The sequence below is a fragment of the Mycobacterium sp. NGS39 genome (assembly GCF_059812765.1).
This window is the reverse complement of sequence record NZ_JCALDH010000011.1, coordinates 1-9,930: the sequence shown is the minus strand read 5'-3', so window position 1 is coordinate 9,930 and position 9,930 is coordinate 1. Positions and strand designations below refer to the sequence as shown.

Sequence of the window (9,930 nt, the reverse complement as noted above, 5' to 3'; positions counted from 1 at the left end):
CGCAACGCTGCGCCCGCTCTGGCATGAGCCGCCAGCCGCGTCGATCGAGATGACTTCGATGCAGGCTGGATCGGCGGGGAGAACGGCTGAACAGTCGGCCAGCCGGCAGCGAGCTCGCCCGTGGTTGCGTGCCTACGGCGACAAGTCCACTGTTGAGGAAAAGCTGCCATGATGTGCCAAACGGATCGGAGCCGACTAGTTGTCCAGAGCGTGAGTCGAAATCAGCAGAACCGATCTGAACGTACGGCAGCTAAAGGACGCTGGTCTCGCGATTCCAGAAATTGGCGCGGACGTCAACAACAGCTCTTTGATGTCAGACAACATCGTCGGCGAGTCGGGCCGGGTGGCCGCTTCGTCGCAGGTGACGCGCGGTTTCCTGGCGGCCGGCGCCATTATCAGGCGAGGCCTAAGGAAGCCGGCAAAGCCCAGTTATCGGGCGGTCGGTGAAGGACTGCGATTTCGCCGTACCACTTTTTGCCGGGGCGATGAGTTCAGACCCTGCCTAAGCAGGCGCGCCGGGTATCCGCGAAGATGTCGCCACAAGACCATCTCTGGCCGCGGCAGCATCGGCCAGGCCCAGCGCCGGCCATGCGGCAAAGTGAACGGGCATGTCTTTTCCGCGCCAGCAGCGCACGATTGCGGTGGTCAGAACGCGAAGCGGAAGACCCGTAAGTGGTTTCGCGTCAGCGGAATCGCGTACTGGGCGTGATACAGCAACCGTTGCGGCTTGAGTGGAATTTTGTCGAAGCCGGCGACGACAGGCTTCTGATCCACCAGTTCGAGGCGAGAATCCCAACGGGTGATTTCTTCACCGTGCCGGGTGCCCCATTTGATCATCCCGGGCCGCGCAATCTTTGAGATCCGCAGGCCCCACTTCGACATCAGGTCAGCGAGCAATTCACCGCTGTCGAATCGGTCGACCAATCGGTGGAGCAGCTCTGCGATGTCGCCGGGGTTCAGGTAGACAAGAAGCCCTTCGGCGACGATCAAGACGGGACCGCCCTCCGGTAAATCGTCGATCCACCCGGCATCGGTCACCGATGACCCAATCATTCGGTAGGTCTCGGATTCGGAGTACAACTGGCGACGCATCGCAATCACTTGCGGCAGGTCGACGTCGAACCACCGCACACCTTCGGGAATTGGCAGTCGAAATGCGCGACTGTGCAAACCACATCCGAGATGGAGAACAACGGCATCGCGATGGTGGTTCAGGTAGTCGGTGGTCCAGGCGTCCAACTGTGCGCCGCGCAATGCCACCCCGAATTGATTGCTCGTCGGACGGACGGCTCGATGGATTCGCTCGAAGTCGTAGTCGATCCGGGCGACATCTCGTGCGGCGAAGTGATCGCCGAGAATCGGTCGCTCCAAACGACTTTCGCACGCGCGCAGGTAGAGCATACAGAGCATCGTCCATTCCACCGATCCCCATTGGACCCACGTGAAGTCCACCTTGTCGCGGTGATCGTTGACGGGGTCGATCGGCCCTGGGGCTTCAGAACTTGTCAGAACTCTGCCCCTTCCTCACCGCCCCTCGACGGTGCAGGCTTTCGGTGGACTCAGCATAGGCCTCGTTTCGCCGGCGGTGGCCGCGTTCAGACTTTGATCACGCCGCAGGGCTTACAGGCGATAGCGTGGCCGGTATGCCACGGTCATTCGACTTCGCGATCGAGTCTCCGGCCAGAGTCGAACAGATCCATTCAGCCTTCTGCGAGGAGGAGTATTGGCTGGCGCGGATCGAGGCGTTCGGCGGTCGCAGCAGGCTGGAGTCGTTGGAGGTTGACGACGACGTTGGTGTCAACGTGGTCGTCGTCCAGGACGCACACCACGAGGGGTTGCCCAAACTCGTCGCAAAGTTCTATCCCAGCGAATGGCGCGTCGTACAGGAAGAGACGTGGAGTCCGGTCCGCGACGGCGTTGTACATGGCGAGGTAAGCATCGCAACGCACGGCGCGCCGGGATCCGGTTCCGGCACTGCGGTACTGTCGCCAACACGCAACGGCTCGCGGCTGAGTTGTAAGGCCACCGTGGAGTTCAATGTCCCGCTGGTCGGCGGCAAGGTCGAAACCTTCATCGGCCGACAGTTGACCAAACAGTTTTCACTCATTCAGCGCTTCACCACCGAATGGATCAGCGAACACGCTTGACGGCGCTTGGCGCCTTTGATTGCGCCTACTCGCCATACCCGTGGCGCGCCAAAGCCTCTCTCCACTGCTCTGCGCGCTCGTCGCGATGCGTTCCGTCGAGTTGGCGTTCGAGTTCATCACGCGCCTGATTTTGTGTGTTGCTACTACGTCTTGTGCCAGGTGATGGCGTATCGCCATAGCGGGAGCCGGCGCCACGTCATGCCGGGGAGCACCGTCGCGGCGGTCTGCTTGACCTCGGTGTAGGTGTGCGGGAACTGCATCTGGACGGGGGCGTTGTGCTGCCAGAAGCCGCGGGTGCGGGAGTAGATCTGGTGCTGCACGACCCCTCCGGCATCGAAGGCGTAGTCAGGCAGCGTCGAGCTGCGGGCGCAGCCGATCACGATCAGGGTGCCGCCGGGGGCGGTGAGGTCCGCGAGGCGCTGCAGGCCAGCCGTCAGATCGGGGAAGTGATGGACGGTCGCGACGGCAGCCACAAGGTCGTAGTGCGCCTCGGGCAGGGCATGGGTGAGCACGTCGCCGATGATCCAGGTGATATTGGCCGAGGTGCTGGATCGAGCGAGGTTGATGATGTCGGCGTCGGAGTCTATGGCGGTTACGTCGGGAATCTTCTCGGCGAGCCGAATTGCCAGCAGGCCGTCGCCGGTGCCGACGTCCAGAGCGGTGCGCGCCCTTGGTGGCACGGTGTCGAGAACGATGTCGTAGTAGTGGGTGTTGTGGTTCCACCGGTGTTGTTCGTTGCTCACCTGACCACTGTGGCACCCAGAAACGGGCACGGGGTCGCGCCGTCCGGCGGCGCACTGCGTCGTGGGACTATCCGCAACCGGTTGCGGTATCTGATGCAGTTGGAGGGCCGCCCGGTGACCGACCGGTTCAGCCCACACGCGCTGCGGCGGGCGTGCGCGACCCACAACTATGAGCGTGGAGTGGATCTTGTTGCCGTTCAATAGGTTCTAGGACACTGGACGGTCAGCTCGACGATGCGGTAGGTGCGCCCGTCGGCGACATTCATCGAAGACGCGTACCGCCGAGCGATCACGTTGAGGCTGGCGCAACATGAGGTGTGGACCGGCACCGAGTTGCGCCGGCTGCTCGCTGAGAAAGCGGGCTTTGAGATGTCGGAATGCACCCCCAACGACCTCTTTGAAGTTGACACCACACCGGTCGAGCAGCCCGCCACACCGCGGCCGGTGCCGGCCGAGACGAAGAAGACCGTGAACGCGAGGGGCCGGTCCATGCCACCGATGTAGCCGCTGGGAAACCCGAAAGCGGTTGCACCCATGGGGAAACGGCAGAGCGACTGCGTGGCATGTGGCGCGCCGGTGGGCATCATCGGCCGTGAGTTGTGTTGTCGCTGTGTGCGGCGACAACTCGAGCGCGACCCTAAGCAGCCCTGCCCAGATTGCGGCCGCGGCCGCGTCTTGGTGGTCGCGACCGGTCGATGCGTGTTGTGCTCGCGACGATGCGTCGAATGCGGTCATCCTGTGCGGCTGAAGCCGACATATGCGGTTAGGCTTTCACGGTTTGCTGCTGCATTTTGGCACCCGTCGCAACAAGATTAGGTTGTCTGTCATTGTGCCGGTCTGGCCCTCTGGTCCTACCGCCGACCGCGAAACGGATTCAGCCCGCAGCCGCTCCCACGTGTTGGGATTGAGGGCCAGTGAGGCCAGCACCTCGTCAACGCTGGGAAAGCGGTGTTCGTGGGTTGGTGTCGGCGCCCAGGAGGGCGCGGCGCCATGGTCCACGATGAGCAACAGTCCTCCAGCGACGACCGCTTCCGCGGCGCGGCGTAGTACGTGCTCACGGTCGAGCCGCGCGGGCGATTGCAAATACAGTGCTGTCACTAAGTCGAAGCTGCCGTCAGGGAAGCTGTCGGACAGATCGTGCTGCTGAAAATCGATGCGCCGCTCCACGCCCTGGTAAATCGCGTCGGTGGCGGCTCGTTCCAGCGCGGTATGCGAGACATCGACGGCAACGACACGCCAGCCTCGATGGGCGAGCCATATGGCGTCGGCGCCTTCTCCACAGCCGAGGTCGAGCGCATAGCCAGGTAGTAGCGGTTCGACCACTTCGACCAACCAAGGGTTGACCCGTCCGCTCCAGACGCGGTCCCGCGCGCCATAGTGCTGCTCCCAAAATTCGTTCGCATCAAGGGTTGTCATGATGACTCCACTGCGGCATGGGCAGCCCGACATCGTCGGCCAACAGGCTTTGCACCACCACGGCACCCGCCAGCGATCCGGATGCGACCGCGGCGGCCACCTGGGGGACCTGGGCGGTAAGGTCGCCCGCGGCAAAAACACCTGGTACCGAAGTGCGGCACAGAGCATCGACGCTGATTCGCTGCGCGGTGAGCGGCGTCGGTTCGCCGAACTCGACACCGAGTTGCTCTGCCAGCGAAGACCGTTGGTGCAACGTTACGGCCACCATCAATCCGCGACGTTTCAGCGGTTGGCCATTGGCAAATTGGATCGCGACCAATTGCCCGTCGGCACTGAGGATTTCGGTCACTTGTCGCTCATCGACGCCAACACCAGCGGCGGCCAGTCGCGCAAGATCGTCGTCATCCAGATCGGCAGGCCCATCACTCAGCAGGATGATGTCATCGCTCCATCCGCGCAGCAGTAACGACGCGTGCACAGCCTGCTTGCCACGCGCCAGTACAGCCAACGGCTGATCGCGCACTTCCCATCCGTGGCAGTACGGGCAGTGAAAAACCGACGCACCCCACAGCGGCGCTAGCCCCCGGATGGACGGCGGCCGGTATTCCATTCCGGTGGCCAGCAACACGCGTCGGGTCCGCTCGCGCCGGCCGTCGGCCAACATCAGCTCGAAGACATCACCGATGCGTGCGCCAGCGACGACCTCACCGGTGCGGTGTTCGACACATGGATATGACGTGATTTCGCGCACGCCGGCGGCGTATAACTCAGCTGGTGACCGGCCGTCATGGCCAAGCAGACCACCGATGCCGTGCGCGGCCAAATTGCTTTGTTCGCCAGCGTCGACTACCAGCGTGCGGCGACGGGCCCGGCCAAGCACCAGGCCCGCGCTAAGTCCGGCCGCACCGCCGCCGACGATGACGCAATCCCAAACGTTGTCCATGACCCGAGCTTGCCTGTGTAGCTATCAGTTGCCAAACTCTTTTGCTATGCAGGCAAAGAACGCAACTGACGTCGACGCCCTGGTTAGAAAACGGCTGCGTGAACTTCGCGTCCAGCAGGGCATGACCTTAGAAGACGTCTCCGCCCGCGCCAACATCGACATCTCGACGTTGAGTCGGCTGGAATCGGGCAAGCGACGCCTCGCGCTGGACCATCTACCCAGGCTGGCCGAGGCACTGTCGGTCAGCACCGATGAGCTGCTGCGTGAACCCGAGGTCCTCGATCCACGAGTGCGCGCCAGCTCGCATACCCGCCATGGCATCACCTACTGGCCGTTGACCCGCAGCGGTGCTGCCGGCGGTCTACACGTGTTCAAAGTTCGCGTAAGCATGCGAAGGCGTAAACCACCCGAACAATTACCCGTGCACCAAGGCCAGGAATGGATTTTCGTGCTAACGGGACGGCTACGACTAATCCTCGGCGAACGTGACTTCAACATCACACCCGGCGAGGCCGTCGAATTCAGCACATGGACGCCGCACTGGTTTGGCGCCATCGACGGACCAGTCGAGGCCCTCATGATCTTCGGAGCGCATGGCGAGCGGCTCCATCTACACAGTTAACTGATTGCTGCGCTTCCGCACCGTTGAAATGGCGGCTTACCCACCCCGCGTTAGTGACACACTTCAGCGGTGTTCGCAGTGGTACCCATGCGCCCGTACGACGTTAGGGTGGGAGCATGTCGGCCACCGACGGGCAAGGGACGGCGACTCGGTCGACGGCGCAGTTTCAACCGCTCTACCTACTGGCTGACAGCCAGCTGTTGTTCTGGAAGAGGCACGATCGCTTGCTCCTCGAGGCAGCCGTCGAGGGCCTGACCGGGGACACACCAGTAAGCGCCGCGTATATCGGTGCCTCCAATGGGGATCGCCTCGAGTTCTACGAGATCTTCGAGGCCGCGATGGACGCAATTGGAGTCAGCGAGCGTCGCATGATTCATTCATCGTTCGGCCCGGACGACCGCGCCTACTTGGAGAGGGCGCACCTGGTGGTACTCGCGGGCGGTGATGTGCGCTTGGGTTGGAACATCTTCGAGAGAACCGGCATGAAAGACGTGATTGTCAGTCGGTACTCGAAAGGGGCTGTGCTCGTGGGGATCTCAGCCGGGGCAATCCAACTCGGACGCTACGGGATCGTTGGGGACACGAAATCTGGCACGACTGAGCTGATGGAAATGCTCAAGCTCGTGCCGCTGGTCATCGACACGCACGACGAGCGAGACGATTGGGCGCGACTGTCGCGCGCCGTTCGATCGTTGGAGGGGGCGGTCACCGGGCTGGGAATTCCCGCCGGAGGCGGAGTCGTCGTCCACCCAGACAACACCATCGAGCCGCTGCGCCAACCAGCCCACGAAATCCGCTTCGACGGCACCACCGTTACGCAGTCGTTGTTGTGGCCGCACGAAGACGAATGATTGGTGGAAAGCCATGTCGGTTCGGTTGATGAGTCACGACCTGATAGGAGACACTCGCGGCTCGCGAAGTGGTCCCAACCGTAGACCACTTCAGTGGGGCCGGGAGTGGCGACAATGAGCCGTAAGCATGCGATCCGGCACACCGCGGCGCTTCTCGTGATCGCCATGCTTGCACTGGTCGGCTGCTCCGACCGCGAAACCGCCACGCCGTCTACCCCGAACACGACGAGCACCAACGCGACCACGTCGGTGGCTACGCCGGCGCTGGCCGCCGACCGCGTGCCGATGATGTCATCGGAGCCCGTGCAGATAGCGGATGATCTTGTGGCCGACGAGCAGGTGCTTCGCAATCCCTCTTCGCCCGAGACAATGACGGCTGCAGCGCGCCGGCAGCAAGTGGCCTACCGGCTTCTCGGCCGTCATCCCGAGTGGGATGCATTGGTGCACAGTAGGATTCCGGCTGCGCTTCGGGAGAGCTACGAGCGCAACGTCGACGCGCGAAGGCAACTCAGCGCGATGAGCCAGCCGAAAGACACGCTGCCAGCATGGCGCATCGACCCGCCGACCCCGGCCGATGAGCTGCTCGGCTACTACCGCGACGCGCAGAGAGCCACGGGCGTGGGCTGGAACTACTTGGCGGCCATCCACCTGATCGAGACGGCCTTCGGTCGCGTGGCGGGAATCAGCACCGCCGGCGCGCAAGGTCCCATGCAGTTCATGCCATCGACGTTCGCCGTCTATGGCGATGGCGGCGACATCCTCTCGCCGCACGACAGCATCATCGCGGCCGGGCGCTTCCTCGCCGCGCACGATTTCGCTGACGACCGGGATGCGGCGCTGTACCGATACAACAACTCGCATCAGTACGTGCGTGCGGTCGACGACTACGCGGAGGTGCTAGCAGCCGACCCGAGCGCGTTCGCCGGCTATCACCGATGGGACGTCTACTACAACACCAGCGCTGGCGACGTGCTGCTGCCCGCTGGTTATTCGGCGACCTCACCGATCCCTGTCGGGGAGTACCTGACGGCGCACACAGAACGTTCTCTGCGAGAAAGCGTCAACGCTCAGCCGAAGTAGCTACTGGGTGGGCCGGTGGTCGGCTCGACCGACGCCGCATGCCGCGCCGAACGTGAACGCAGTGCGACGACACGCCGACGAGGGGGTCCGTCAGTTCACGTCCGCGGACGCACCTCACGTGAGGGTTGGCCGCCGAGCTGCACTTTCTACGTGGGGCGGGCGGGGCTCGAACCCGCGACCAACGGATTATGAGCCGCTAGGTGACCGCCGATCAGAGTTGCTGCAATGCCCGCGCGCGATCCATTAGCCACTACAAACACCTACTATGAGCTGGGCAGAAAACTCCTGACTGATCCAGCCGGGTCTGCAATCGCCGTTGCCGCAGGTTGCCGGATTCGCGCCGCGCTGCTGTCACGCTGCTGTCACACGGGTGCCGTCCACGAGAAGCCCGAAGCTCTAGTGGGTGACACAGCACGCAAATCGGCGGAAGTGTCAGACCGTGTCGATACCATCCAGCTGTGAGCTTTTGGGACGACAACGCCTTTGACCAGCACCCGGTGTGGGGCAAGGTCGATGAGCTCGCGTCTCTTCTCGACGACGAGCGACTTCCGAAGCACGTGGATGCGCCGCAACGGTTGTCGATTGTTCGCCTCAAAACGGCGCTTGAGCTGCTGCGGGAGCATCGCGAACGGGGCGTGAAGGTCCACTACGTAAAGACGATGCTGGACAACGTAGATGCCCAACTGGCCAACGGCGTGATCTCACCGCTGTCATCGTTTGTGTCTGATCCAGACAACTATGGCAACTACGTCAACGACGCTGCGGATCAGGTCGAGGGAGTCTTTGTCTATGTGGCGCAGTGGCCGTCGCTGCCAGCTGGCGGTCAAGCAAGTGCGGCGGGTCGTGCCTTCGCCGAGTACAAGCGTGAGGCCGAGCTAGCCTTCGGAACGCTAGGTGAGCGGAACGCGGCCCTTCAGACGGAAATCGAAACCCTCAAATCTGGGTTGGGCGCGGTCGAGCGGAATATGGACGGCGTCCAAGAGAAGTACGAAGCTTCCCTGCAAGAACGCGAAAACGAGTACGTAGAGGCCATCAACCGGGTAGACGAGTCTGGCAAAGAGGCATACGACAAGGCGATTAAAGACACCCTTGACGAACGTCTCACGAATTTGGTCTGGCTGGAAGACCAAGCCAAGAAATCCGTTGAAGGCGCAGCAAGCGCGCAGAAAGAGGCGGAAGACCTAGCGGCAGCAAGTAAGAACTCCGCTGATTGGCTGTCCAAGCGCGCCTTCGCGAAGGACTTTGGGGAGCAGGCACGCCGGAAGTCAGCTGCCGGATGGATCTACGACGTACTTGGCGCTGCTGCAATCGGGACACCGCTGATCTTGCTGCTGATTCACTTTCTGAAGGTCGAGGGCACGGATGGCACAGTAGCGCTCAGTATGACAAGGCTGAGCATCATCATTGGGGCGGTCGTGCTGGGTGGCTACTTTTTCAGTCGCGGCGCAACCAATCACCGGCAGGCCCGAGCCAGCAAGAGTGCGGAGATTCGACTCAACACCTTTGAGGCCTTTATTGCCTTCCTGACGCCTGAAGAGCAGGCGGAAATCCGGTTGGGTATGGCCAAGTCGATCTACTTGCACGGGCGACTGTCCGATGAGGAACCCGACGTACCTAACCCCATAATCCGCGTATTGGATCGGATAAGAGGCAAGGACGATGATGACGCTGTGGACAAACCGGCCTAGCCATGGGTGCCGAAGTACAGAAACCGACTGCAACAGTACGGCTGTCGGGACCAGACGCGTTCCTCTGGCCGCGTGAAGACGTGGACGTTCTGCTCGACGAGTTAAGAAGTGACAGCTATGAACTCGTATATGAGGAGCCGACGCCACCCGACTATAAGGTTCATGCATCGTTAACAGCGGTAGGGATTTTCCTGGCCGGTGTCGCATCTACCAAGCTGCTAGATTCGGCGCTCAAGGACGCCTACGACAACGCAAAGCGATGGCTAGTCAATCGATTCGACAAGGACGCTGACACTGACGCGGTCATGGTTACTATCTACGGCCCCGACGGCAAGCCTCTCAAAAACGTGCTCGGCAGACCTCCGAACATCATGAAGGACCTCGACGTTTAGGCAGTGCTGCTCTTACGTTGTAGCTGCACAACCCTTTCCGGCGCGGAC

11 protein-coding genes and 1 pseudogene are annotated in these 9,930 nt (G+C 62.2%); 7 read left to right on the top strand and 5 right to left on the bottom strand.

Features of this window, described 5'->3' with window-relative positions; all coding sequences use genetic code 11:
- Window positions 1-645 precede the first annotated feature (645 nt).
- Window positions 646-1,401: a class I SAM-dependent methyltransferase gene (locus AC5Y39_RS16070; RefSeq protein ID WP_500021641.1), complete on the bottom strand. Its 756-nt coding sequence runs from the start codon at window positions 1,399-1,401 to the stop codon at window positions 646-648.
- Window positions 1,402-1,643: 242 nt separating this feature from the next.
- Here AC5Y39_RS16070 and AC5Y39_RS16065 point away from each other — a divergent pair, with 242 nt between their 5' ends.
- Complete coding sequence (locus AC5Y39_RS16065) at window positions 1,644-2,147, top strand: DUF2505 domain-containing protein (RefSeq protein ID WP_500021643.1); 504 nt, start codon at window positions 1,644-1,646, stop codon at window positions 2,145-2,147.
- A 143-nt stretch (window positions 2,148-2,290) separates the two neighbouring features.
- Here the strand turns inward: AC5Y39_RS16065 and AC5Y39_RS16060 are convergent, their stop codons facing one another.
- Window positions 2,291-2,890, bottom strand: a complete 600-nt coding sequence (locus AC5Y39_RS16060) for a class I SAM-dependent methyltransferase (RefSeq protein ID WP_500021645.1) — start codon at window positions 2,888-2,890, stop codon at window positions 2,291-2,293.
- A gap of 42 nt (window positions 2,891-2,932) precedes the next feature.
- Between AC5Y39_RS16060 and AC5Y39_RS16055 the strand changes: the two are divergent.
- Window positions 2,933-3,130 (top strand): annotated as a pseudogene (locus tag AC5Y39_RS16055) (tyrosine-type recombinase/integrase); the annotation flags it as partial.
- On the opposite strand, the gene AC5Y39_RS16050 reads toward AC5Y39_RS16055, so the two are convergent.
- The 3 genes from AC5Y39_RS16050 to AC5Y39_RS16040 all read right to left on the bottom strand — a co-directional run bounded on the left by AC5Y39_RS16050 (window position 3,088) and on the right by AC5Y39_RS16040 (window position 5,249).
- On the bottom strand, window positions 3,088-3,426 hold the full coding sequence (locus tag AC5Y39_RS16050) for a hypothetical protein (protein WP_500048265.1): 339 nt from the start codon (window positions 3,424-3,426) through the stop codon (window positions 3,088-3,090). The pseudogene AC5Y39_RS16055 and the gene AC5Y39_RS16050 sit on opposite strands and share 43 nt — an antisense overlap.
- A gap of 235 nt (window positions 3,427-3,661) precedes the next feature.
- Window positions 3,662-4,306 (bottom strand): class I SAM-dependent methyltransferase, encoded by a 645-nt coding sequence (locus tag AC5Y39_RS16045; protein WP_500021649.1) that lies wholly within the window; start codon window positions 4,304-4,306, stop codon window positions 3,662-3,664.
- Window positions 4,293-5,249, bottom strand: coding sequence for an NAD(P)/FAD-dependent oxidoreductase (locus AC5Y39_RS16040; protein WP_500021651.1), 957 nt, complete (start codon window positions 5,247-5,249; stop codon window positions 4,293-4,295). The genes AC5Y39_RS16045 and AC5Y39_RS16040 overlap by 14 nt, the downstream gene beginning before the upstream one ends.
- Before the next feature lie 46 nt (window positions 5,250-5,295).
- On the opposite strand from AC5Y39_RS16040, the gene AC5Y39_RS16035 reads away from it, so the two are divergent.
- From AC5Y39_RS16035 to AC5Y39_RS16015, 5 genes are all read left to right on the top strand, one after another.
- Window positions 5,296-5,871, top strand: coding sequence for a helix-turn-helix domain-containing protein (locus AC5Y39_RS16035; protein WP_500021653.1), 576 nt, complete (start codon window positions 5,296-5,298; stop codon window positions 5,869-5,871).
- Between the two features lie 116 nt (window positions 5,872-5,987).
- Window positions 5,988-6,722 (top strand): Type 1 glutamine amidotransferase-like domain-containing protein, encoded by a 735-nt coding sequence (locus tag AC5Y39_RS16030; RefSeq protein ID WP_500021655.1) that lies wholly within the window; start codon window positions 5,988-5,990, stop codon window positions 6,720-6,722.
- Between the two features lie 114 nt (window positions 6,723-6,836).
- Window positions 6,837-7,802, top strand: coding sequence for a lytic transglycosylase domain-containing protein (locus AC5Y39_RS16025; protein ID WP_500021657.1), 966 nt, complete (start codon window positions 6,837-6,839; stop codon window positions 7,800-7,802).
- Between the two features lie 458 nt (window positions 7,803-8,260).
- The gene (locus AC5Y39_RS16020) at window positions 8,261-9,490 is read left to right on the top strand and encodes a hypothetical protein (protein WP_500021659.1); all 1,230 of its coding nucleotides are present in this window, start codon (window positions 8,261-8,263) and stop codon (window positions 9,488-9,490) included.
- 2 nt (window positions 9,491-9,492) lie between these two features.
- The gene (locus tag AC5Y39_RS16015; protein WP_500021660.1) at window positions 9,493-9,882 is read left to right on the top strand and encodes a hypothetical protein; all 390 of its coding nucleotides are present in this window, start codon (window positions 9,493-9,495) and stop codon (window positions 9,880-9,882) included.
- Window positions 9,883-9,930: the final 48 nt, after the last annotated feature.

Coding starts and splice junctions, on each gene's coding strand:
- AC5Y39_RS16045 (WP_500021649.1), bottom strand. CDS start 4,306: ATGACAACCCTTGATGCGAACGAATTTTGGGAGCAGCACTATGGCGCG.
- AC5Y39_RS16015 (WP_500021660.1), top strand. CDS start 9,493: ATGGGTGCCGAAGTACAGAAACCGACTGCAACAGTACGGCTGTCGGGA.
- AC5Y39_RS16030 (WP_500021655.1), top strand. CDS start 5,988: ATGTCGGCCACCGACGGGCAAGGGACGGCGACTCGGTCGACGGCGCAG.
- AC5Y39_RS16040 (WP_500021651.1), bottom strand. CDS start 5,249: ATGGACAACGTTTGGGATTGCGTCATCGTCGGCGGCGGTGCGGCCGGA.
- AC5Y39_RS16025 (WP_500021657.1), top strand. CDS start 6,837: ATGAGCCGTAAGCATGCGATCCGGCACACCGCGGCGCTTCTCGTGATC.
- AC5Y39_RS16050 (WP_500048265.1), bottom strand. CDS start 3,426: ATGGGTGCAACCGCTTTCGGGTTTCCCAGCGGCTACATCGGTGGCATG.
- AC5Y39_RS16065 (WP_500021643.1), top strand. CDS start 1,644: ATGCCACGGTCATTCGACTTCGCGATCGAGTCTCCGGCCAGAGTCGAA.
- AC5Y39_RS16070 (WP_500021641.1), bottom strand. CDS start 1,401: ATGCTCTACCTGCGCGCGTGCGAAAGTCGTTTGGAGCGACCGATTCTC.
- AC5Y39_RS16035 (WP_500021653.1), top strand. CDS start 5,296: ATGCAGGCAAAGAACGCAACTGACGTCGACGCCCTGGTTAGAAAACGG.